Source organism: Euzebyales bacterium (assembly GCA_036374135.1).
GTDB lineage: Bacteria > Actinomycetota > Nitriliruptoria > Euzebyales > JAHELV01 > JAHELV01.
On record DASUUK010000043.1, the window covers coordinates 54744 to 78313 of the forward strand.

A 23570-nucleotide genomic window follows, 5' to 3' on the forward strand; every position below is an offset into this window, starting at 1 on the left:
CGCGGCCGAGCCTGTGGACGCAACCACAGGAGACGCCATGTCGACCGCGCAACTCACCGTGTCACCCGTGGCGGTCCGTGCCCGCGTCGAGCCGACCGCGCAGCTCCAGCGGCGCACGATCGTCACGCTCGTCACCGCGCAGATCGCGGGCGGCATGGGCCTGGCCGCCACCGTCACCGTCGGCAGCCTGATCGCCGTGGATCTCGGCGGCGACGCGGTGGCCGGGCTCCCGCTGGCTGTGTCGCTGACCGGTACCGCCGCGGCCGCGCTACCGCTCGCGACGGTGATGCGCCGCTCGGGTCGGCGTCCGGGACTTCGCCTCGGCTGGCTCATCGGGGCGGCCGGTGCGGCCGTCGCGATCGCCGCCACGGTGCTGTCAAGCCTGCCGCTGCTGCTCGCGGGCATGCTGCTGTTCGGTGGCGCCGAGGCGGCCAGCTCCGCGGCACGGTTCGCGGCCGCCGACCTGGCGAGCCCGGAGCGCCGCGGGTCCGCGATCGGGATCGTGGTCAGCTTGACCGCGGTGACCGCGATGGTCGGACCGGGCATGGTCGGTCCGGCGACCTCGGCGGCGGCCGCCATCGGCCTGCCGGCGCTGGCCGGCCCGTTCGCGGTGTCCGTCGTGGCATTCACGATCGCCAGCACCGTGATCTCCGTGGCCCTACGGCCAGATCCGTTGATCGTCGCCAGTGCTGTCGCGGCGGACGGTCACGCTGCGGAGCCGACCACGACGCCGACCCCCCTCCGGATGCTGCTCCGGCAGTCCGCGGTCCGGCTCGGTGTCGCTGCGGTTGTGGTGGCCAACAGCACGATGCTGATGCTCATGACCGTCATCCCGCTGCATCTGACGGGCGGGCACGATCACAGCGAGCGGCTGGGCATCGTCGGATTGATCATCTCCATACACATCGGCGCGATGCTCGCACCGGCGCCACTGACGGGGCGGTTGGGAGACCGATTCGGTCATCGCCGGCTCATCGTCGCGGGCGCGGTCCTCATCGGTCTCTCGGGCGTGGCCGCCGCCACAGCCGCTCCACAGGACACGGTCACCGTGCTCGTCGCGCTCCTGGTGCTCGGCCTCGGGTGGAACTGCACGTTCATCGGCGGAAGCGCGCTGCTGACGAGCGCGGTGCGTCCGGCTCAGCGTCCCCGCGTGCAGGGGCTCGCCGACACCGCCATGGCGTTCGCGGGCGTGGTCGGCGCCGGGACGTCGGGCCCGATCATGGCGGCCGGCGGGTTCGGTCGAATCGGACTGCTGGCCACCGCGATCGCGGCCGCCCTCTTCCTGTCCGCGGGTCGACCGCACACCGACCGGACGTCGACGCCGGGACTGCGCAGCGGCGGGTGACGACCTGCCGGCCGCGACCACACGTGGGGTCAGCCAGCATCGCCGGAGGGATGTCCGTCCGACGTGCGAACCGCTACATGGGCACGGGCAGCAGTTCGTACAGATCGATCGCGAAGTCGCCCTTGCCCTCGCTGAGATAGGGGTGACCGTCAGCGAGTTGTTGCGCCGCAGCGATGTCCCCGGCCTCGACGATCGAGTAGCCGCTCAGAGGCGCCGGGGTTCCTGCGGATCCGTCGTCGACAACTGATGCGGCCGCCCGCAGCGGCGCACCGAGGTCGACCAGGGCGGACCCCACGTCCTCCATCCACGCGCCCCAGGCGGCCATGACCGCCTGCTGCTCCTGCTCAGACATGTCGGCGGTGTCCCTCGGGTCGCCCTTGTAGATCATCATGAACCGTGGCATGACGCACCCTTCTGCCGGGGGGTGCCGTGGAGTGTAGTGAAACGCCACGTGAGTGTGAACCTCGCGCCGGCACGCTGGAGTCGAGACGCCCGAGTGGGCGGTGATGTCGGTTCTCACGACACCGGGCATGACGACCGACACACCGACGTTCGTGCCGAGCAGTTCCGCATGGAGCCCCTCGGTCATCAGCTTGACGGCGGCCTTGCTGGCGCCATGGACCCCGCCAGAACGGGTTGCGGTAAGGTGAACACGCAGTAGCGGTGATGTGGCCGTCGGGTGGCAGTCGGCGGAAGGAGCGCCAGATGAGCGACTCCCCGCAGGCCCGGACGGACCGTTGGCACCACCTCCGGCGCTGGTTGCCGATCCTCAGCTGGTTGCCGTCGTACCGCCGGGAGCGTCTCCGCGGCGACGTGGTTGCGGGCGCGATCGTGGCGTCCCTGCTCATCCCGCAGTCGCTGGGGTACGCGGAGATCGCGGGCGTGCCGGTGCAGGTGGGCCTGTATGCCGTGCCGCTCGCACTGCTCGCGTACGCCGTCCTCGGATCGTCGCCGCAGCTCGTGGTTGGTCCGGCGTCGACGGTGGCGATCGTGTCGGGCTCGCTCGTGGCCGACCTCGGCAACGGCGATCCGCGCCAGGCGATGGCGGTCACCGCCGCCCTCGCGGTCGCCACAGGGATCGTGCTGGTCACCCTCGGGCTGTTGCGGCTGGCGTGGATCGCGGAGTTCCTGTCGAAGCCGATCGTGACCGGCTTCGTCTTCGGGCTGACACTGACGATCGTGATCGGTGAGCTGCCGACGTTGCTCGGGATCGACAAGCCTCCCGGCGACCTGCTCGGCGTGCTGGTGCGCACACTGGCCCGCATCGACCAGGCGCAACCGCTCACCGCCGTCATCGGCGGCACCGCGGTCCTGGTGCTGTTCGGCGGTGCCCGACTGGCGCCCCGGATCCCGTGGGGTCTGATCACCGTCGTGGTCGCCGTTGCCGCATCCAGCGTCGCAGGTCTCGTCGGCAGGGGTGTCGCGACCATCGGGGACGTGCCCACCGGGCTGCCACCGTTCGGCATCCCGCTCGTATCGCCATCCCAACTCGGCGCCATCGCCCTGGGCGGGATCTCGCTGGCGCTCGTCGCCCTGGCCGAGGGCCTCGCCGCCACGCGCCTGTTCGCATCCCGCGGCGGCTACCGCGTCGAGACGGAACGGGAGCTGATCGGCATGGGTGGCGCGAACATCGCATCCGGGCTCTCGGGCGGGCTGGCGGTCGCCGGCAGCCTGTCCAAGACGGCGGCGGCGAACCAGGCCGGCGGCGCCAGCCAGGTCACCGGCATCACATCTGCCGGGCTCACGTTGATCGTGCTCATCGCACTCGCATGGTTCTTCGAGGACCTCCCCAGCGCGGTCCTGTCGGCCATCGTCGTCGCGGCCGTCTGGAACCTGATGGACGTCAGCTCCATGCGCCGCTACCGGCTCATCCGCACAGCCGACTTCGCGGCGGCGACGGTGGCCGCGGCCGGCGTGGTGCTGTTCGGTCCGCTGCCGGGCCTGGGGATCGCGATCGCCATCTCGCTGCTCGCGATCATCTACCGTGCCGCATTCCCGCGCATCGAAGTGCTCGGCAAGATCAGCGACGAGAAGGCCGCATGGGGTCGCATCCGGAAGCATCCCAACCGGAAGCCGGTGTCCGGCGTGGTCGTCGCGAGACTCGATGCGCCGCTGTTCTGGGTCAACGCGACAGCGATCGAGGACCGGCTGCTCGCCGAGCTCGACGACTGGCCGGACACGCGCGCGCTCGTTCTCAACCTCGAGGCGACCACGCGACTGGACACCACGACCGCCGACGTCCTCACGCACCTGCTGGACGAGTTGCAGCGGCGCGACGTCGCGCTGTACCTCGCGCGCGTCCTGCACCCGGTGCACGCCGTGCTCACACGAGCCGGCTTCATCGAGCGACTGGGTGAGGACCACATCTGGCACAGCATCTCGCAGGCGGTGCGCGCCGCCCGTCGCGACACGGGTCTGAAGGCCGGCACAAGGCGGGCGGGGGCGGAGGCGGCGCCACCCGTCGCAGCGGCGGCTGACGGTGGCGGCTCGCCGGCGACGGCGCCGACCGACGGATCGGGTGAGGCCGAGAGCCTGGACGACAGCGCCCCGGCGCCGTGACCTCGCGCCCGTGCCGTACGGCAGATCGCCGATTCGGTGCTCACCGTCGGTCTGAGACGACGTCGGTGATGGCGCACCGCCGTCCCGGCTGCGCTCAAGATCGGGGTGTTCCAGGTGCTGCTGTTCGTCGCGGCCCACCGCCTCCCCGCCGGCGTGGCCGCCACGGCAGGCGCCGTGCAGCCTCTGGTGGTCGCGGCGCTGGCGACGGGTCTGCTCCTGCCGCTGTGCTCGTCCTCGAGGGCCCGCCTCCGAACTGCACGGGCCGCAACCTGCTCGGGGCGGTGTGGCGCGCGCGCTCCTCGCGCTCGTCCCCGCGCCGGCTGTCCGAGCTGGTCTTCGAGATTTCAAGAGCCGGCTAAGGAACGCGCGGATATGGTTAGCCGCACAACCAACTCGACGCAAGGAGCGGTCATGACCGCGGCGTCCTCGTCATCGACTGTCACATCCGTCCCGCGCAGCGGCATGGTCGCGGCGGCATTCGCCGTCTCCGCCGCACTCGTCGCCTACCTCGGCGCCCGTTCGGTCGGCGTGGCGATGGCCATTCCCTCACGTCCGGGCAGCACGGTGCTCGAGCCGCTGCAGCTGCCCCTGGCCATCGGCTTCACGGTCGCTGTCGCGGTCGCGGCCACGATCCTCGCCTGGATCCTCGAACGGTTCCTGTCACAAGCGGCCGCTACGGTGTTCACCGTCACGGCACTGACCGTGCTCGGGCTGTCGATCATGCCCCTGGTGACACTCGGACTCGCCGGCTCCGACATCGTCGCCCTGGCCGTCCTGCACGTCGCGGTCGGCGGGGCGATCCTCCTGCCGTTGCGACGGGCGCTGGTCACCGGGTGACCGGCATCTTCGACACCGTCGGGTTCCGCATCGCCCAGGTCGGCATGCGACACCGCATCCTGGCTCAGCGGCTGCTGGCGCAGGTCGGCGTCCACCCCGGTCAGGAGTTCCTGCTCGAGCAGCTCTGGCGCCACGACGGATTGGCCCAGACTGAGATCGCGGTGCGGGCCGGTGTGGAGGCGCCGACGATCTCGCGGATGGTCCAGCGCCTCGAGCGGGCCGGCTTCGTCGAGCGCCGCGCCGACGCGTTCGACGGCCGCATCCAGCGGGTGTGGCTGACCGCCGCGGGAGCAGCGGCCCGTCCAAAGGTGCACCGGGCCTGGGACGAGCTCGAGACGACGGCACTTGCTGGCCTTGGCGCCGCCGACCGCGAGACGCTGTCGGATCTGCTCGACCGCGTCCGACGCAACCTGCAACGCGCCCTCGACGGCCACGCACCACCCTGCGACGACCTGTCTGATGACACGAGGTGAAACCAAATGGAGACAATCGACGGTCCTGACCTGCACGCCGAGGTCCGCACGCTGGCGTCCGGCCGGAACTTCGCTGCCGTCGCAACGCTGCTGCCCGACGGCCAACCCCAGAACCAGCTGACGTGGATCGACACCGACGGCACCCACCTGCTGGTCAACACCCCCGCTTCAACACAGAAGCGGCGCAACGTCGCTCGCGACGCGCGCATCACGATCGCGGTGTGGAACCGCGACAACCCGTTCCAATACGCCGAGGTCCGCGGCGACGTCGTCGACACCATCGATGGCGAACAGGCATGGCAGCACATCAACACGGTCGCCCGGCGCCACGGCGGCGACGGCTACGGCATGCCCCGCCACGACCGCGTCGTCCTCGTCATCCGCCCCCGCCGCCAACTTCTCGCGAGACCCCCGCGGTTGTGACACGCGCATCATTCCGACCGCCGACGGCCAGCACGTCTGAAGTGGTCCGGCGACGGGACAGCTGTCGCGCCGCCCGCGTCACCGCCGAGGCGCGCAGGTTCCACTACCGCTACGCCTGCCGTCCCCACCCCGACACGACGTAGATGACGGTGCAGGCCGACGGACGTAGCTGCCGTCGATCACGAACCGGCTGTCCGCAGCGTCGCCGACGAACGGTCCCGGGGAGTTCAGTCGGTGGACGATCGCGGGGCACAGGCACCCACCAGGTCACAGCACCCGCGCCGCGTCACGACCCGCGCGGCGGAGATGTTCGACGTCCTGGAAGGACATGAACGCCACCGCCAGGTCGGCGACACCGTCGCGGAACGGCATGGCGGCGGCGGCGACCGCGATCTGAGTCGCCGGGTCCGCCTGGTGTGCCGCGGCCGCCAGGGTGGCCGACGCGTCGACCGCCACAATGCGATGGCCGCATCGGGACGAGCTTGAGCCGTTGCGACAGGCCTCTCGTCACTGCGTCCGGGCGGCTCGGGCCGGCATGGCATTCCCGAACGCGGGGACGTCAACGCACAACCGCCTGCGCACGGGTGCCTTGGCCAGCGCGACGAGCGGCAGTGGCGTGGTTCAGACCAGCGACAGCGAGTCGGTGATGGTCTGCAGCGCCTCCTTGGCGTCGCCGAAGAACATCATCGTCCCGTCCGCGTAGAACAGCGGGTTGTCGATCCCGGCGTAGCCCGGCGCGAGGCTGCGCTTGACGACCACCACGGTCTTCGCGCGATCGACCTCGATGATCGGCATCCCGTAGATCGAGCTGCTCGGATCGTCCCGCGCGGATGGGTTGACCACGTCGTTGGCCCCCAGGACGAGCACGACGTCGGTGAGCGTGGCGCGCTGGTTCGCCTCTTCGAGGTCGAGCAGCTTCTCGTAGGCGACGTCGGCCTCGGCGAGCAGGACGTTCATGTGCCCGGGCATCCGTCCCGCCACCGGATGGATGGCGTACGCGACGTCGACGCCCCGTGCCTCCAGTTCGCGGGCGAGCTTCTGGACGTCGTGCTGCGCCTGCGCGACGGCGAGGCCGTAGCCGGGCACGATCAGGACCCGGTCGGCGTAGGCCACCGCAATCGCCACGTCCTCACGGGTGGCGCTCTTCACGGCCCGATCGCCCGTGTCGGCCGCAACCGCGGCGGCCGGCGAGGTGAACGCCCCGAAGAGCACCTGCAGCAACGAGCGGTTCATCGCGTCGCACATCTGCACGGTGAGGATGAACCCAGCGGAGCCGACCAGCGCCCCGCCGATGATCAGCGCGCTGTTCTGGATCGCGAAGCCGGTGCCGGCGGCGGCCAGACCGGACAGCGAGTTCAGCAGCGACACGACCACCGGCATGTCGGCCCCGCCGATCGGCAGCACCATCAGCACGCCGATCACCAGGGCGACCCCGGCCGCCACCCAGTACGGCAGTACTCGCCCGGTCGTCAACGCCGCCAGCCCGGCCGTGGCCGCCACCAGCGTGATCACGACGCTCACCACGACCTGCCCCCGGTACACGAGCGCACGTCCGGAGACCAGGCCCTGAAGCTTGCCGAACGCGACGAAGCTTCCCGAGAAGGTCGCGGCGCCGATGACGAGGGCCAGCAGCGCAGTCACCTGCACGTCGAAGCGCAGGAGTCCTGGGTCCCGGACCGTCAGCTCGGCAGCGGCCACCAGCGCCGACGCTGCGCCGCCGAAGCCGTTGAGCGCCGCGACCATCTGGGGCATCGCGGTCATGGCGACCATGCGCGCCCACACGACACCGACCGCCGCGCCAGCGGCCGCCGCGGCCACGATCGCGGTCCAGTTGACGATGTCGGAGTACCACAGCGTCAGGACGACAGCGGCGAGCATGCCCAGCCCCGCGAGGATGTTGCCGCTGCGGGCCGTCCGAGGCGACGACAGCATCTTGAGTCCGATGATGAACGCCGCCGCACACGCGAGATACAGCAGTGGCAGCATGTCAACGCCGCCGTTCGGTGCGGAACATCTGCAGCATCCGGTCGGTCACCAGGAATCCGCCGACGACGTTGACCGTCGCGACGAACACCGCGAAGGTGCCCAGCACGATGGCGAGAGTCTCCTGCTCGATGCCCGCCGCGGTGATCGCACCGATCAGGGTGATGCCGGAGATGGCGTTCGCACCCGACATCAGCGGTGTGTGCAGCGTCGGCGGCACCTTTGCGATGACTTCGAAGCCCACGAACGTCGCGAGGACGAACACCGTGAGGCTGGTGATCAGGTCAGGTGCCACATCAACCCTCCAGTTCCGACGCGTCGGACGCCGAGCCGCTGAGAAGTCGTCGCGACAGCTCGTGGCGCACCTCGCCACGGTGGGTGACGCACGCGCCCGAGACGATGTCGTCGTCCAGGTCGATCACGAGCTCGCCTTCCACGATCACCCGCTGCAGCAGCGCGAGCACGTTGCGGGAGTACATCTGGCTCGCGTCCGCGGCGACGCGGCTGGGCAGGTCGGTGGGACCACAGATGATCACCCCGTTGCCGTGCACGCGCCGTTCGCCGGCGTAGGTCACCTCGCAGTTGCCTCCCGACACGACGGCGGTGTCGACGATCACCGCCCCCGCCCGCATCCGGTGGACCATCTCGTGCGTGATCAGGATGGGCGCCGTCCGCCCCGGCACGGCGGCCGTCGTGACCACCACGTCGGCATCGGCGACGTGGGGTGTGAGCAACTCGAGCTGGCGGGTCTGCTGATCCTCCGCCAACTCCCGGGCGTAACCCTTCGCGGCCTCAACCTCGACCTCCAGGCGGACAGCGCGCGCGCCGAGGCTCTCGATCTGCTCCGCCGCCTCGGGTCGCACGTCGTAGGCGGACACGACCGCACCGAGCCGACGGGCGGTCGCGATCGCCTGCAGCCCGGCGACGCCTGCGCCCAGCACCAGTACCTTGGCGGGTGGCACGGTCCCGGCCGCGGTCGTGAGCATCGGGAAGAACTTCGGCGACGCGGAGGCGGCCTCGAGCACGGCGGCGTAGCCGGCCACGGTCGCCTGGGAGGACAACGCGTCCATCGCCTGGGCGGCCGTGACCCGTGGGAGTGCCTCGAACGCGAGTGCGGATGCGTGCCGCTCGTGGAGGCGCCACAGGATGTCGGTCGACGAGAACGGCGCGAGGAACCCCACGATCGCGCCGCCCTGCGGTAATCGCTCGATCTCCGACGGCATGGGCTGGCCGATGCGGATGACCAGGTCGGCGTCCCACGCCTCGCGCTCACCGGAGACGATCTCGGCGCCGACCGCCGTGTAGGCGCCATCGAGGTGACCCGCGAGCGCACCGGCGTCGGCTTCGACCACCACTTCGACGTCGCGTGCGATCAGCGAGGACGCAGCCATCGGCGTGAGCGCGACGCGCCGCTCACCCGGACCCCGCTCTCGCGGAACTCCCACTCTCACACATCGCCCTCTCGTCGGGACACCGCACGACAGGCGTCCGACAGACCGGGCTCATGATGCCACGGGTCCGGCCTGCGACCCGGGTGGCTGTGGACGCCGGACGGGCCGGCCGCAGTGTCGCGCCGGTGCGCACGCTCCTCGAGCAGCCCGTCGGGCACGGCCGACGCGCGTAGGCTGCTGAAACGTGCAGCTGTCAGCGCCCGACTACATCGTCCTCATCGTGGCCGACCTCGATCGGTCGGTGCGCTTCTACGCCGACGTGCTGGGGCTGCCACTCGGCCACCGGTCAGGACCTTACGCGCAGTTCTCGACCGGGGTGACCCGGATGTCGCTGTACGAGCGTGAGGCGATGGCCACGACGTTGCGTGTCGATGCCCTGCATCCCCCACGCCCGGACGCGCCCGGCTTCGAGTTGGGCTTCAAGGTCGACGATGTCGACGCGGCCTACGCCGAGCTCGTGGCGGCCGGCGCCGACGCCGTCACGGCGCCGCACGACCGGCCCTGGGGCCAGCGCACCGCCTACGTCGCCGACCCCGACGGGCACCTGATCGAGTTGGTCAGCGCGTCGTGACCTCGCTGGCGTCGAGGGGGCGCGCACCCTGCTGCTCGCCACGCAGTCGCGTACCAGTGAGCGAGCTAGGACTTCCACCTCAGCACAGCGACCGCCGCGATGGCCGTCGCCGCCATCAACAGCACATCTCCAGCATGAGCCATGTATCCACCGGGACCCAACAGACGAGGCCCCCGCATCGGCCACTGCGCGACGAGCAGAACAACGGCCAACGTCGCCATGCTGGCCACCATCAGAGCACGGGAGCTCGTCGCCGCTGTGGCACGAGACCGCAGCATGCGGACTCCCCCCGTCGTCGCTGACAGTCGTCGGAATCGGCGCTTCGGCCTCCGGACCCTCCAGCCGGCGCCGGCGCGGCACGCGGCCAGTTCGGCGCGGGCTGCACCGAGCGACTGCTTGGCGAGTACGACGTCCGCCTTCCCGGCGCCGCCGAGCATGCGCGCACGGCGCACGGCTCGCAGCCGTCGGCGTGCGAGGACCACGGCCCCTGTTGCGGCCTCAAGTGCGGTGTAGTCGGCCGTGAGCCTGTCGGTGTCCGTCACGTGTCCCCCCGTTGGCCGCTATCGATCGCGCGCCGGCTGTGACCTCTGCGGCCGCTGGATCCGGTGACGTCGGCGATCGAGCCGCACGATTTCGATGTACCCGCCACACGGACGTGGTTCACCTGGCCGTTGGGGCGGGTGCCTTCTTCCAGCTGCGCCCGGCCGACATCCCTCAGCCCAGTCCGGCATCGTCGCCGTCCTGGCCGTAGAACATGTGGCCCAGCCCCGCCCTCTCCGCAGCGGCGCGCATGGTGGCGTGTCGTGCCATCGTTCCGCCATCACGGAACGCGTCGATCGCATCGAGCACCCCGGTGGCGCGCACGGCCGCCGTCGCACCGCCCATCAGGATCGCGACGGCCACCGCCTCCATGATCTCCTGCTCGGTGGCGCCGGTGGACATCGCGTCATGGACGTGCACGGGGATCAGCCGGTCCTCGGGCAGCGCGACCGACACGGCGACCGCGATCAACTCCTTGGTCTTCGATGGAAGGTCACCGTCGACGAACGCCGCGTTCTGCAGCAACGCGAGACCCTCGACAGGTCCGGGGAGGGCGGCGCCGAGCTGGCCCATCGACTCCCGCAGACGGGTCCAGGTCGTGTATACGTCGCTCACTTCACCCTCCCGCACGCGCAGACGCACGACGCCGGCGCGCGACCTCACCATCGCCCAGGCTACTCCTACGTCGGGTGCCAAGGTCCTCCGGCTCGGGCCCGATCGCCCGCGGACGTCGGGGTCACGTCCGCAGCAGATCGGGGCCGGCCTCGAACGCCGCTGGGTGCGACGATCGCCGCCGCGGCCGTCGCCGCCGACGACGCGGGGACGTGGCGCGACCACCTCGCCGCGGCGCTGGACTACCGGCGCTGGCACCGGTTCGTCATCGAACGCCGCGTCGACGGGCAGTGGCGGCACGCGACCGGCCCGGCGTCGGGCGGCGAGCGCGTGCTGGCGGTGACCGTGCCGCTGTTCGCCGCCGCGTCATCCCACTACGGCAGCTCGCGGCGGCCGGCGCCGAGCTGCGCTACCACCGACTGGCCGGGCGTGGTGATCGCCAACGGCCTGATGCGGCGCCTGCCGGTCACGCCGTGGCGGTTCTGCGCCGCCGACTACGCGACGGCGGTCGCCGCCGATCTGGGTGCGGTGCTGTCGGGGCGGCCTGTCACCGCGTCGTGGGATCCTGCGCTGACCACGCGGATGCAGGCGTCCGCGCGCAAGGTCGAGGAGGAGCACGTACTGGCAGACCTGCTCACCGACCTCGACGGGGCGTAGACGCAACGGACGGTCGTCGCCGCGCGGACGGGGGGCGACACTCGCGCGCCGAACATCCGTCACCCGTCGCGTGGGAGCAGTGGCAACGTCGTACCGATGGTCGTTGCGAGCTCACACGTCGACTGATCGCCCCGTCAGGTTCCACGGCGCGCCAGGATCGAGTGGGTCGACTCTCGTGATGCCCTCGACACCATCGAAGATGCGATCCGCACTGACCACCTGCGCGATGTCCGCGCCGAGCGCGGTTGCGGCGTGGACTGCGTCACGCATGCCAAGCGTCGAGTAGTCGGCGACGAGGGTCAGCGCCCGTGTCAGCACGTCCTCATCGAAGGCGTGCAGAAGGCACTGCGCGTTGACCTCCTGTGCCTGGGCGACGGCCGACGACCGGTCGACGCCACGACGAATGAGGACATGCGCGAACTCCTGCACGACCTCCACACTGGCCTCGAGCCGGATCGACCCCGCGGCGGCTGCTCGTAGGACCGCTCGGCACGGCTCCCGGTAGTCGTGGGCTCTGCCGCGGGCGTACAGGAAGACGTTGGTGTCGACGAGGACGCGCGTCACGCGCCGCGATCCATGCCGTCCTCGATCGCACGTTTCGCGTCGTCCCACGAGCCGACGTCGATCGGTTCGCGTGCCAGGAACCGCTCCACGGCCGTTCGGTGGGACATCGGCTGCTGGGCATAGACCTGGTCGAGTGCCTCGCGCACGAGCGCCGCGACTGTCGTGCCGCGCTCACGCGCGATGTGCTCGAGCTGCGCAAAGCGGCGCTCGTCGATCAGGACCTGCAGTCGCCTCGTCAGCGTAGCCATGAGCATGAGCATAGCATGCACATGTCCGGGCGATGAACACCCTCGGCAGAGAACGTGGGGGCGGCCTCGTTGCGGCCCACGTGGTGCGGCGTGCGTGGCAGTCGTGGTCATGTTCATCGTCGTCACGGGTGCACGGTCACCCCCGACGCAGCCGGCTCCCGACGCCATTGTCCAGCCCGCTCGCCCTCGGCCACGCCCCCGCGGTGCACATCGCACGCCGCGGAACAGCCTGCGGATGGTCGCATGCTCTTCGGGACGTGCGCCGCGCCAGATCTCCTCGACGCCGATCGCACAGACCCACGACTCATCACCGACCCGACGCACCTGCCGCACCGATCGGCGGCGGGACGTCCGCGTAGCGCGTCGATCAACACCGGCGAGTCCAGCAGCACCCGCGCCACGTCATCCCGCCCGGCGGGCGTCGCGGCGCTGCGCCGCCCACGCCCGGCCCGCCGATCAAGCTCGGCGACAACGTCATCATCCATCGTGATGCAGGCGCCTGTGCATGATCTAGCCCACGTCCCGCCACAGCGTCCCACGCAACCCCGACGCCCGCGCCACGCGGCGGTCGACCGCGGCTCTCACCGCGTCCGCGGTGCCGATCACCGTCACGCCCCGCTGCGCCCGCGTGACGGCGGTGTAGAGCAGTTCGCGGGTCAGGATCTGCGAGGTCGCCTCGGGCAGCACGATCACGACATGGCCGAACTGTGAGCCTTGGCTCTTGTGGATGGTCATGGCGTGGACGATCTCGATGTCCTCGAGCCGGCTGGGCGCGAACCGGCGGACGCCGTCGCCGCCGCGGAAGCCCACCGCGACCGCGTCGCCCGATCGCACGACGACACCCACATCGCCGTTGAACAGCCGCAGGTGCGGGTCGTTGCGGGTCACCATCACGGGACGGCCGACGGGGAACCGTCCTGCCGGGTCGTACTGGTCGACCCCGCGGGTCAGCCAGCGCTCGACGAGCGGCACCCAGCGGTCGACGCCGACGGCGCCGTGGCGGTGCGCGGTCAGGATCCGGACCCGATCGAGGGCGTCGAGCGCCCTGGCGGCATCGCCTGCGCGCGCCGCCGCGATGACGTTGCGACCCACGTCAACGACGCGTTCACGGACGTCAGTCAGATCACGGCGGTCGGTGGCCTCACCGGTCGCCTCGATCCAGGTCACGTCGGGTGCCTCCAACCGCAGCACGTCGAGGACCTCGTCGCCGTCGCCCGCGTGGATGGCACCCGCCAATCGGGCTATTCCGGAGCCGGCGGCGAACCGGCGGACGGTGCCGAGCACGACGACGGAATCGTCGATGCCGCCGGGGCGGGCGGGGCGGACACTGACGCCGTCACCGCACCGCCGCGCCGCGGGCGGCGCCGTTGGCCCATCCGATGCACCACCCGGTACACCACCCGCCACGTCGTCAACCACGTCGTCCTCCACCGCATCGACCGACGCCCCGGCCGGCGGCAGCCCGCCGGCAGAAGCATCGCCGAGCGGCTCGCCGGTCATCGCCGTGAGCGCCCTGCGGTGCTCGTCGGACATGCGCAGCTCGTCGCCGACCGGACCGATGATGTCGGCCAGCACCGCCCCGGCCTCGACCGACGCGAGCTGGTCGGGGTCACCGACGAGCACGAGCCGGGCGTCGGGGCGCAGCGCCTCGACGAGCTTGGACATCAGCGGCAGATCGACCATCGACGTCTCGTCGACGATCACCAGCTCATGGGGCAGCCGGTGGCTGCGATCATGACGGAACCGCGTCGCACTCCCCGGCCGCCAGCCCAGCAGACGATGCAGCGTCGAACCCTCCACGGTCCGCAACCGCCCCCGCACCTCGGAGCTGACCGCGAGCTGCGGGTCTGCCGCCGCGTCGCGGAGCGCCGCGGTCAGGCGGTCGGCCGCCTTCCCGGTCGGCGCCGCGAGTGCGACCTGCGGCCAGTCACCGTCGGCGAGCTCGTGGACCGCGGCGAGCAGACGCGCGACCGTGTGGGTCTTGCCCGTGCCAGGACCGCCGGCGATGACGGTCAGGTGACGGCGCAGGGCGGTCGCCACGGCGAGGCGCTGCCGGTCGGGGCGTTCGTCCGATGGCGGCGTCAGCCGCTCGAGGACCTCGCGCACCCGGGCGGGGTCGGCGTCGACGACCCGTTGTGCCCGTGCCGCAAGCACTGCTGCGACCCGTCGCTCGTAGCGCCAGTAACGGTCGAGGTAAAGGCGGTCCCCGACCAGGACCAGCGGTCTGTCCTGCTCGGGCTCGAGCTCCTCACGGCTCGGCGTGCCCTCGGGGCGCACCCGGACCAGTGGGCTGTCGGCGAGCACGTTCCGCCACGCGTCGGGCTCGGGCCACGCAAGGTCGTCGGGGTCCACGACAGCGTCCTCGGCGATCATCGTGGTGGTGGCAACGGTGCCGAACTCGACACAGACATGACCGTGCTGCGGGGCGCGCAGGGCCAGCGCGGCGGCCAGGAGCACCTCAGGCCGGTCGTCGTCGACGAGATGGCTGAGGGTCCGCGCGCCGTGGACCTCGACGGGTCCGAGGATCCCGGCGAGGTTCCAGATGCGCAGGTCCTCGGGCGGCGCCGCCACGATGCGGGCGTCACCGGCGTCCCACGGTTCGTGATTCTCTGCGACAGGGACCGAGGCGACGCTCACAGCGCCACTCCGTGCAGCAGGTCGCTGGCGGCAACCACCAGTGCCGCCGGGGGCGTCCACGCGAACACCCCGCACGGGATACCGCCGGGGGCTGGCGCGTCCGGACCGACCATGCCCCGCAGGAACAGGTAGCCGATGGCCCCAAGGTGTGTGCAGGGGTCGTAGCCGGGCAGCCGCCAGCGCAGCATGCGGTGCACCGCCACCGCATACAGCAGCGCCTGGATCGGGTAGTGCCCGTGCGCCATCGCCCCGACGAGCGCCGCGGGCCGGTAATCCCACGCGGTCAGCGGCACACCGACGGTGCCGAGCCAGTTGGTCTTGTAATCCACGACGTGGAACACCGGCGCGCCGTCCACGTCACGCCGGAGCACCAGGTCGATCGCGCCGTTGAGGTAGCCGCGCAGGCTCCGCGGCAGCAGGACGTCCTGCACGGTGTCGGGGTAGCCGACCAGTGGATCGTCGCCGGGCAGGTGGTCGCGCAGCAGGCGCAGCACGTCACCGATCGTGGCGGCAGGGGCGCCGGTGTCGCGGTCGTCCCCGGCGAGCCCGTCGAGCGGTAGCTCGAAGCCGACCTCATCCCGCCGGTCGCCCCATGTCACGTCCCGCAGCGCCAGGTCGCCGAACGCAGGTCCGAGCGGGGTCCGCACCGCGGCGTGCAGCCCGGCCGCCAGCGCGTCGCGGTCGAGGTCGAGACGCGTGCGGTGCAGCTCGGCATCGATGACGCCGGCCAGCTCGGACGACAGATCGGCGGCGGCGAAATCGGTGTGTTCGAGCACGCGGTGGACGAACGTGCCGACATGGGTGCCGCCGGGCATGTCCGCGAGCGGCAGCGCGACGTCACGCAATCCGGATGGATCAGCGTCGGCCGTGTCGATCGGCTCGGGTCCGGCGGTCTCGTCGTCCTTGACGCTTTCCTCGGGCTCCGATCCGACACGTGGGGCGGGGTCGTCGAGGCGGGTGAGCGCGGTGTAGGACGTGCGGCGCCACCCATCGTCCAGGCTGCGGGTGAACCGCGCGCGGTCGAGGTTGACGTCGGCGCGGCGGTCGGTGCGCCACGCGGCCTTCGACGGATGCTCGGGCACCGTCTCGACGGCGATGGTCCCGTCGGCGCGTGCGGCGAGCCGGGTTGCAGCTGCGGTTGCCTGGTCGTCGTCAGGGATCGGCGCCTCCATGTCGGTGATGGGGCCGTCCCCGTTGCGGCACAGCAGCAGCCGGCCGAGCCCGGACCACTCCGGCATGCCTGCGGGGGCGTACCAGAGGACCACCTGGTGCTTGGCCCGGGTCAGCGCGACGTACATCAGACGCAGCTCCTCGCCCTGCAGCTCGCGTTCGGCGGCCGCCTTGTGCGACGCGTGATCGGGGTGGTCGCCGCCGACGTCGAGATGACGCCCGCCGTGCTCGTCGTGGAACACCGGGGTGTCGCCGGGGCGGATGCTCGACGACCATAGGAACGGGCAGTACACGACCGGAAACTCCAGCCCCTTCGCGCCGTGGATGGTCGAGATCTGCACGGCATCGCGGTCGGTCTCCAGCCGCCGCAACCGGTCGTCGCTCGACTCGTCGGACGCCTCGGCGATCCGGTCGCGCAGCCACGCGGCGATTCCCGGCGGGCCGAGGTGCTCCGCGGCCGCGGCTGCGTGGGCGAGCTCGCCGATGTGATCGAGATCGGCCAGCAGCCGCTCACCCGTGTCGGTCGCGAGCAGTCGCTGCGCAACGCCCCGCTCCAGCTCGACGGTGCGGACCGTCACGGCGACGCCGTGATCGGCGAGCAGCCGCGCCCAGCGGTGGACCGCCTCGTGCAGGTCGTCGAGCGCCGCCTCTTCGGCGTGGGCCAGGTCGTCGGCCGTCCAACCGATCCAGTTCGTCAGCGCGAGCGTGCGCACGCGGTTGGCCGACGCGGGTCGTTCGAGCGCGTCGAGCAGGCGACGCCAGTCGGTCGCGGCGGGCGTGGCGAACACGCTGCCGGCGCCGCCGACGACGGACGGCACGTCCACGGCACCCAGCGCACGCTGCACGAGCCCGGCCTCGCTGTGGGTCCGTACGAGCACGGCGACGTCTCTGGGACGCAACGGGCTGCGTGACGTCTCTACGCCGTGCCGGTCGCGGTCGACCAGCTGCGGTGCGGCGTCGAGCAGGCCGACGATGTCGGCGGCGACGTCGGCCGCGATCAGCTCACGGACGTCCGACGCGCTCGGCTTGTTGCGCGACCAGACCGGCAGGGACGGGTGGCGTGGCACCAGCCGCAGCCGCAACGGCGTCGGATCGGGGGCGCCGGCCAGGCGCGGGGCGTCGTGGCCGGGCGCGCACCCGACGGGGCGGAATGGGATCTGCTCGTGGCCGAACGTGGCGCCGGCGAACAGCCCGGCGCACGCGTCGAGCAGCCCGGCGTCGGCGCGCCAGCTGGTACCCAGCGTATGGCGGCGGTGCGCCTGCCGGGAGGCCTGCAGGTAGGCGTGGACGTCGGCGCCCCGGAAGGCGTAGATCGCCTGCTTGGGGTCGCCGATGAGCACCAGCGCCCGTCCGTTGCTGCCGTCACCGTCAGCGTCGACGAACGCCTGTGACACGATGCTCCACTGCACCGGGTCGGTGTCCTGGAACTCGTCGATCAGCGCGACGTGGTAACGCCGCCGCAGCGCCTCACGCGCCGCCGGCCCGAGGTCGTGGTCGCGCAGCGTGCGGTCGAGCTGCGTCAGCAGGCCGTCGTAGGACAGCAGGCGCCGCTGCCGGGCGCGTCGGGTGACCTCGGCGCGGATCTCGGTGGCCAGGTGCAGCCGGAATCCGGCCTCCGGGTCGTTGGGCGCGCGGGGCGCCAGGCGGGTGCCCGGGTTGCCGACGACGGCGCGCCCGAGCTCGACGAGCGCGGTGCGCTGGATGCGCGGGTGGTCGGTCTGTTCGACGTAGGTGGACACGAGCAGGTCGTCGACGACCTCCTCGACAAGGTCGTACAGGTCGTCGACCAGCTCGGCGTCGCGGTCGAGGTCGCTGGCGATCCCGAACCCGTCGAGCACGTGCTGGCAGAAGCCGTGGATGGTCGCGATGGTCGCGGCGTCGACGTCGATGAGCGCGCGGGCCAGGCGCGTGTGCCGCAGCCGCACCCGCGCGTCGTCGCCGTCGGCGAGGCCAACGAGCACCGGGTCGACGGTGTCGGTCGCCGTACCGGCGAGCACGGCCTCGAGGTGGTCGGCCGCTTCGACGAGGCGCGCGCGGACGCGGTCACGCAGCTCCGCTGTCGCCGCGCGCGTGAAGGTGACGATCAGCAGGCTGGGCAGCCGCGCGTCGGTCTCGGCGACCCAGCGGGTGGCCAGCCCGGCGATGGTGTAGGTCTTGCCGGTGCCGGCACTCGCTTCGAGCACGACCGTCCCGGACGGCAGCGGGCCGGCGAGGTCGAACGGCGCGGGATCGTCGAGGACGGGCGCGCTCACAGGGTTCTCGTCTGCTCGGTGTCGAGGATCGGCTCCCACAGCCGCCAGGCGTAGGCGACGAGTCTGCGGTCGTCATCGTCGACCCACGAGGCCTCGTCGGCGTCGATGCAGCGCTCGGCGAACAGCGCCTCGGTCGGGATCTGCCCACCCAGGACGAGCAGGTGGTAGGGGTCGACGTCCTCGCGCGGGAACGGTGCGTAGCTGGTGGTCTCCCACTCCTTGTCGACGAACTTCGTCGGCGGCTCGCCCCGCCGGCGTTGCTCAGCGGACTTGGCGGAGCTGTCGCAGTACAGCGGGATCGGCGCGCGCATGCCCCGGTCGAACAGATCGACGAGTCGCTGCAGGAGGTGGAGAGCGGTCGCGCCGTGGTCGTCCGATGGCAGGCGCACGGGTTCGAGCACCCCGGCCTGGGCCTGGTTGGACCTCCACGCGTGACGTCCGACGGTGACGGCCTTCCACCGGGTCGTCGGGTCGAAGACGACGAGCGCCAGCCACTGCGCCCAGGTCGCGAGGCGACGCTTCGGCGAGACCTTCGAGTAGCCGACCGACAGCACCCCCGCCGCGACCGTGTCGGCGACGGTGCCCGTCAGCCGACGTCCATCGGGCAGCGTGACGTCGACGTCCCGGCCGACACGCGGCGTGGCGGGTTCGATGCCGATCCGCTCGCACAGCGAGATGATGCGTCGGGCGCGCTCGGTGACCGTCTGCATGTCGGCGGTCGCGAGGTCGCCCGGCGGCACGAGACCTCTGGCCCGTACGACCTCGACCGCGCGTGCGGCGTCCTCGCCGTCGAGCCACGCCTGCACGATGGCGTCGCCGACCCGCCAGGCGTCGAGGCCCCGCAGCGTGGACGGGATGGCTTCGCTGGTCGGTTCTGCGTCGTCGCCGGGCAGCGACAACCCGAGACGTCGGCGCACGAACGCCCGCGCGGGGTGGGTCAGGAAGTCGACGAGGTCCTCGAGCGCGATCGTGTCGCCGGGCGGGTCCGGAAGCGGCGTGTCGATGAACGGGCGTGGCGGTGTCCGCTCCCCCACCCGGGCGCGGGCGGCGGCGAGTGCGGCGGTGTCGAACCCCCACGGGGCGACCGACGATCTGGCGTCTTCGATCACGAAGTTGCGGGGGTCGTGGTCGGCCAGCGGGTGACGGGTGATGACGTGGTCGCGGGGGCGACCATCGTCGACCGCGACGGTGCGGTCGAGCATGTCGAGCAGCTCGTCCACCGGTACCGCGGGCTGGCGGTCCTCGTTGGTGCGCACGTCCCGTCCCGCGTAGGTGACCACCAGGGTGTCGGTGGCGGCCATCAGGGCGTCGAGCAGCAGCTGGCGGTCCTCTGAGCGCGGGTCGCGGTCGCCGACGCGGGGCGCGAGTCCGAGCAGGTCGTCGCTGTCGGGGACGGTCGAACGGGGAAACACGCCGTCGTCCATGCCCAACAGGCACACCACCCTGTGCGGGACCGAACGCATCGGCACGAGCGTCGAGAACGTCAGGTCGCCGGTGCGGTGGCTCGTGATCGACGGCCGGCCGGCCAGCTGTGCAGCCAGCACGACCCGTAGCTCCGCCAGGCTGAGGTCGACCGGGCAGGTCCCGCCGCCGGTGGTCGCCTCGTCGACGAGGTCGACGAGGATGCGGTGCAGCTGGAGGCGCTGCCAGACGTCGTCGGCCGACGTCGCGGTCAGGCGGTCGGCCGCCGCGACGATCGCGTCACGCCACGCGTCGATCGGACGCGCTCCCGCCAGGTCGCCGACGGTGGCGTCGAGCCGCGCGACCAGCTCGGCCAGGCGCCCCGCAAGGTCGGTGGCGTGGCCTTCGAGCCCGTCGTACGGGGCGACCCCGCCGACCAGTCGGAGGTCCTCGTCGGCCATCGCGGCACCGAGCAGGAGCCTGCGCATGCCCGCCGCCCACGTATGCGCATCCAGCGGGGGGAGCCCGTGGCGCCGGCGGTGGTCGGCGTCGAAGCCCCACCGGATCTGCAGGTCGCCGATCCACGTCTCGAGTGCGTCGAGGTCGTCGTCGGTGAAGCCGAACCGCCCCCGGACCGGTGGTCGGGCGACGAGGTCGAGCACCTCGGATGCGGTCATCCGCGCGTCGATGAGCTCCAGCACCCGTGAGATGACCTCGAGGACCGGGTTGGTGCGCCGCAGCGCGCGGTCGGCGAGACGCACACGCAGCGGTGGCGGGGCGTCCGGCGCATGAGCGTCGGCGTCGGCGCGGTGGTCGGCGGTCACCGCCTCGGCACCGAACACCGCGGTGACGAGCGGTGCAAAGACCTCGATGTCGGGGCACATCACGATGATGTCGCGCAGCTCGATCGTCGGGTCGTCGGCCAGCAGGTGCAGGATCGCGTCGCGTAGCACCTCGACCTGGCGCAGCCGACCGTGGCAGTCGTGGACCTGGACCGACCGGTCATCGGGAGACAGGCGGGGTCTGTCGTCCGCGGTACGGGGCCCGGGGTGACGGTCTGCGCGCACATCGTGCTGCAGTCGCTGCAGCAACGTCCGGTCGGCGTCGTCAGCCGGTTCGTCGACGTCGTGGTGGGTCAGCGTGGCGGCCGCCAATGGCGCGGTGAGCTGCAACTCGCGGATGTCGCGCCCCCACGAGCGCAGCAAAGGGTTACGGGGCAGCACGGCGGTCGGATCGTCGTCGCGCAGCGGCAGCGCGCTGGTCGCCGGGTGGTCCGGCAGGTCGACGGCGACGGCCGCGGCCACGCGGTCCCACAGGTCGTGGGACGGGTGCAGCAGCAACAGGTGAACGTCGCGGTGCGCACCGATCGCCGCGATCACGCGCAGGTAGGTCGCGGGCAGCGTCGTGAGCCCGAACATCGCCAGGCGAGGCGGCAGATCGAGCAGGTCGCCGTCGCCGCAGAGCGCGTCGATCGCGGACGCGCGGCGCTCGGCGAAGCTGGGCAGATCGATCCGCTCGCGGACCGCGCGCCACAGCGCCGGCTGCCAACGGTGGCGGGACGACAGCGGGGTCCCGTCCGGGCCGACATCGACGCCCTCGCGCCACCGGACGACCATCTCGGGGCGGTGGACGCCGTACGTGTCGAACAGGTCGGCGAGGTGGCGGACCGCGCTGAGGCGGCGGGACGGGTCGATGTCGTCCACATCACCGCGTGGGGCGCCGACGTGGGCCCGCAGCGGCCCGAGCATGGGCGCCTTGGGGTCCTCGTCGACGATCGCCAGCAACGGCCAGGTCAGCGGGCCGGGCAGCCACGGGTCGTCCTCGGGATCGATGCCACTGCCGGCCGCGACCGCGTTGCGGATGAGGCGTCCCGGGAACGGGAACGCGACGTTCGCGCACACCCCATCGGCGCCGAGCGCCCCGCCACCGAGCCGCCGCGACAGCTCCTGTGAGATCCACCGCTCGATCCCCTGCGACGGCACCGCAACGACCTCGGTCGCCAGCGGATCGGCGAGCGGCTCCCGCAGCACGTCGGCGAGGGCACCGACCAGCTGGTCGGCGCGCTCGGCGCGGTGGATGTGCAGCAAACGACTCCCTCCGTGACGACCCCCGCCGGATAGCACGACCAGGCGTCACTCTACGGGAGCCCGGGCTCGCGACGTTGCAGGGTGTGGACATCCGGAAGGAGGCCGCCAGCGTCGCGGCTCCCCTCAGTTGTTGTGCATGAGGTGGAGCAACCAGTTGTCGCCGTCGGTGCGGATCAGCGCGTATGTGGCGTGCACCCGCCTCCCGTGCAACGTGAAGACGATCTTGTTCGCCGGATCGTCGCCGCGACGAACGGTGTAGCGACCGCGGTCCCAGATGCGCTTGACCACCGCGCCGGGCTGCCCGCCGTCGACGGGGCGCAGGTCCTCGACGTCGAGGTGGTCCAGCGAATGGTCGGGGACCGCAACGGCCAAGCGATCGGCGGTCGGATCGGTCGGCATGCCCTTGGGCACCGCCCACGACGCCAGCACCCCATCACGCTCCAGCCGGAGATCGAAGTGGTGACTGCGCGCGTGGTGCTCCTGGATGACGAACCGCCCGCCCGGCGCACCCACCGTCGACTCCTGCGCGTCGCTCACGCCTCCAGCATGCGCCACCGAGCGCGCGCGTCCGCGGCGGCGGCGCGGGACATCGCATCCGGCGACGACGCCGTGGCGCTGAGGGCGGCGACGTCCAGGACGAGAGTAGGGGTGGTGTGCGGGTTCACCGGGCTGGCGGTGGTGCTCGCGCTGGCGCCCGCGGACTGCCGGGCGCGGAGCCAGACATGGCCGCGGTTGTCAACGGATCGGGCATGCCGGTCACGGTCCGCAAGGCTCGAGGCCGGCGGCGGACGGTCAGTTCCACGTGTGCGCGGGCATCGTCGCCTGGTTGTACGCCTCCGCGAAACCGGGAGGCAGCTCTCCCTCAATGTGCGCACGCAGGGCGAGCTGCGCCAACATCCCCAACGGGGAGATCTTCGCCCGTCCCAACGTCCGCATGTCACCGTTCCACGTCACCACACCGAACTCGACGCACAGCCCGATCACCAGCACGATGACTCCGTGTGACAGTGGCCAGTGCAGGCGCACGCCACGCGTGCGAGCGCCGGCCTCGCGACTGAGCGCCCGCGCAACCTCTGCGAGGTCGACCTCACCGGCGGTGGCGACCAGCTGCACGAGCAGGAACGGCACACTGATCCACCGCCCGGACAACCGTGGATCGCAGTCGAAATCGGCTACGGGATCGCGCATCATCTCGTCGATCCACGGCTCGACGACCGCGGCGAGCGGGTGCCCGACGACCTCGTGCGCCTGCCGGCCACGATCCACCGCCGCCGTCGTAGACCACAGCGCCGGCATTCCCTCCTCGGCCTCTGTGCAGCGCAGCAGGTCGCGGTGCAACGCGGCACGCAACAGCGCGAACTCGAACAGCTCGGGAGGTCCTGCCAACAGGTGCCCCATCGGCGCCGCCTCACGCAGGATGCGCCGTGCCTGCGCCACCTCGATCGGTCCCTCGGCGTGGATCGCCCCGAGCAGCGCCCGCATCCGCACGAGGAACGGCGTGTCGGCCGCGGCCTCGGCAGGATGATCCCGCTCAGTGGTCCAGATCTCGTCGACGGCGGCGGTCGGGAGCTGCTCGGTGAGTGCGACGAGGCTGTCGCCGAGGTTCCGAGGGGTGCGGGGCATGGCGGTCCTTCCAGACGGGCGTGCCCGCAGCATCCGCTGCGCGACGTGGCCATGCCAGCCACGGAGTTCGGTGGCTGTGGACAGTGGACACGCGCCGCAGCCCCGAGCAGCGAGCCGACCACTGGCAACCGTCCGGT

19 protein-coding genes and 1 pseudogene are annotated in these 23570 nt (G+C 71.8%); 7 read left to right on the forward strand and 13 right to left on the reverse strand.

The window, feature by feature from the left end; all coding sequences use genetic code 11:
* Positions 1-37 precede the first annotated feature (37 nt).
* Positions 38-1345, forward strand: a complete 1308-nt coding sequence (locus tag VFZ70_07515; protein ID HEX6255648.1) for an MFS transporter — start codon at positions 38-40, stop codon at positions 1343-1345.
* Between the two features lie 73 nt (positions 1346-1418).
* Here VFZ70_07515 and VFZ70_07520 read toward each other — a convergent pair whose 3' ends face one another.
* On the reverse strand, positions 1419-1748 hold the full coding sequence (locus tag VFZ70_07520; GenBank protein HEX6255649.1) for a YciI family protein: 330 nt from the start codon (positions 1746-1748) through the stop codon (positions 1419-1421).
* A gap of 302 nt (positions 1749-2050) precedes the next feature.
* Between VFZ70_07520 and sulP the strand changes: the two genes are divergently transcribed.
* From sulP to VFZ70_07540, 4 genes are all read left to right on the forward strand, one after another.
* The gene (gene sulP, locus VFZ70_07525; protein ID HEX6255650.1) at positions 2051-3904 is read left to right on the forward strand and encodes a sulfate permease; all 1854 of its coding nucleotides are present in this window, start codon (positions 2051-2053) and stop codon (positions 3902-3904) included.
* A gap of 411 nt (positions 3905-4315) precedes the next feature.
* Positions 4316-4741 (forward strand): DUF6069 family protein, encoded by a 426-nt coding sequence (locus VFZ70_07530; GenBank protein ID HEX6255651.1) that lies wholly within the window; start codon positions 4316-4318, stop codon positions 4739-4741.
* A complete protein-coding gene (locus VFZ70_07535) occupies positions 4738-5214 on the forward strand; it encodes a MarR family winged helix-turn-helix transcriptional regulator (protein HEX6255652.1) in 477 nt (158 codons plus the stop codon). The genes VFZ70_07530 and VFZ70_07535 overlap by 4 nt, the downstream gene beginning before the upstream one ends.
* Positions 5215-5220: 6 nt before the next feature.
* Entirely contained in the window at positions 5221-5637 is a 417-nt protein-coding gene (locus VFZ70_07540; GenBank protein ID HEX6255653.1) for a TIGR03618 family F420-dependent PPOX class oxidoreductase, read from the forward strand.
* A 267-nt stretch (positions 5638-5904) separates the two neighbouring features.
* Here VFZ70_07540 and VFZ70_07545 read toward each other — a convergent pair.
* The 4 genes and pseudogenes from VFZ70_07545 to VFZ70_07560 form a co-directional block, all read right to left on the reverse strand.
* Positions 5905-6102: pseudogene (locus tag VFZ70_07545) on the reverse strand (methyltransferase domain-containing protein).
* Between the two features lie 156 nt (positions 6103-6258).
* Positions 6259-7623, reverse strand: coding sequence for an NAD(P)(+) transhydrogenase (Re/Si-specific) subunit beta (locus VFZ70_07550; protein HEX6255654.1), 1365 nt, complete (start codon positions 7621-7623; stop codon positions 6259-6261).
* Position 7624: 1 nt separating this feature from the next.
* Positions 7625-7915 carry an NAD(P) transhydrogenase subunit alpha gene (locus VFZ70_07555; GenBank protein HEX6255655.1) on the reverse strand — a complete coding sequence of 97 codons (291 nt, stop codon included), beginning with the start codon at positions 7913-7915 and terminating at the stop codon, positions 7625-7627.
* A 1-nt stretch (position 7916) separates the two neighbouring features.
* Positions 7917-9071, reverse strand: coding sequence for a Re/Si-specific NAD(P)(+) transhydrogenase subunit alpha (locus VFZ70_07560; protein HEX6255656.1), 1155 nt, complete (start codon positions 9069-9071; stop codon positions 7917-7919).
* A 184-nt stretch (positions 9072-9255) separates the two neighbouring features.
* On the opposite strand from VFZ70_07560, the gene VFZ70_07565 reads away from it, so the two are divergent.
* Complete coding sequence (locus tag VFZ70_07565; GenBank protein HEX6255657.1) at positions 9256-9642, forward strand: VOC family protein; 387 nt, start codon at positions 9256-9258, stop codon at positions 9640-9642.
* 714 nt (positions 9643-10356) lie between these two features.
* Here VFZ70_07565 and VFZ70_07570 read toward each other — a convergent pair.
* On the reverse strand, positions 10357-10797 hold the full coding sequence (locus tag VFZ70_07570) for a carboxymuconolactone decarboxylase family protein (GenBank protein HEX6255658.1): 441 nt from the start codon (positions 10795-10797) through the stop codon (positions 10357-10359).
* Positions 10798-11031: 234 nt separating this feature from the next.
* Between VFZ70_07570 and VFZ70_07575 the strand changes: the two genes are divergently transcribed.
* Positions 11032-11451: a DUF2399 domain-containing protein gene (locus VFZ70_07575; protein HEX6255659.1), complete on the forward strand. Its 420-nt coding sequence runs from the start codon at positions 11032-11034 to the stop codon at positions 11449-11451.
* 111 nt (positions 11452-11562) lie between these two features.
* On the opposite strand, the gene VFZ70_07580 is transcribed toward VFZ70_07575, so the two are convergent.
* The 7 genes from VFZ70_07580 to VFZ70_07610 all read right to left on the reverse strand — a co-directional run bounded on the left by VFZ70_07580 (position 11563) and on the right by VFZ70_07610 (position 23433).
* A complete protein-coding gene (locus VFZ70_07580) occupies positions 11563-12015 on the reverse strand; it encodes a type II toxin-antitoxin system VapC family toxin (GenBank protein HEX6255660.1) in 453 nt (150 codons plus the stop codon).
* Positions 12012-12263: a hypothetical protein gene (locus tag VFZ70_07585; GenBank protein ID HEX6255661.1), complete on the reverse strand. Its 252-nt coding sequence runs from the start codon at positions 12261-12263 to the stop codon at positions 12012-12014. The genes VFZ70_07580 and VFZ70_07585 overlap by 4 nt, the downstream gene beginning before the upstream one ends.
* Positions 12264-12773: 510 nt before the next feature.
* Positions 12774-14900: an AAA family ATPase gene (locus VFZ70_07590; GenBank protein HEX6255662.1), complete on the reverse strand. Its 2127-nt coding sequence runs from the start codon at positions 14898-14900 to the stop codon at positions 12774-12776.
* A complete protein-coding gene (locus tag VFZ70_07595) occupies positions 14897-18322 on the reverse strand; it encodes a UvrD-helicase domain-containing protein (protein ID HEX6255663.1) in 3426 nt (1141 codons plus the stop codon). Before VFZ70_07595 ends, VFZ70_07590 begins: the two co-directional genes overlap by 4 nt.
* Positions 18319-21810, reverse strand: coding sequence for an exodeoxyribonuclease V subunit gamma (gene recC / locus VFZ70_07600; protein HEX6255664.1), 3492 nt, complete (start codon positions 21808-21810; stop codon positions 18319-18321). The genes VFZ70_07595 and recC overlap by 4 nt, the downstream gene beginning before the upstream one ends.
* A gap of 123 nt (positions 21811-21933) precedes the next feature.
* Complete coding sequence (locus VFZ70_07605; GenBank protein ID HEX6255665.1) at positions 21934-22347, reverse strand: DNA polymerase ligase N-terminal domain-containing protein; 414 nt, start codon at positions 22345-22347, stop codon at positions 21934-21936.
* 255 nt (positions 22348-22602) lie between these two features.
* Entirely contained in the window at positions 22603-23433 is an 831-nt protein-coding gene (locus tag VFZ70_07610) for a hypothetical protein (protein HEX6255666.1), read from the reverse strand.
* Between the last annotated feature and the right edge of the window lie 137 nt (positions 23434-23570).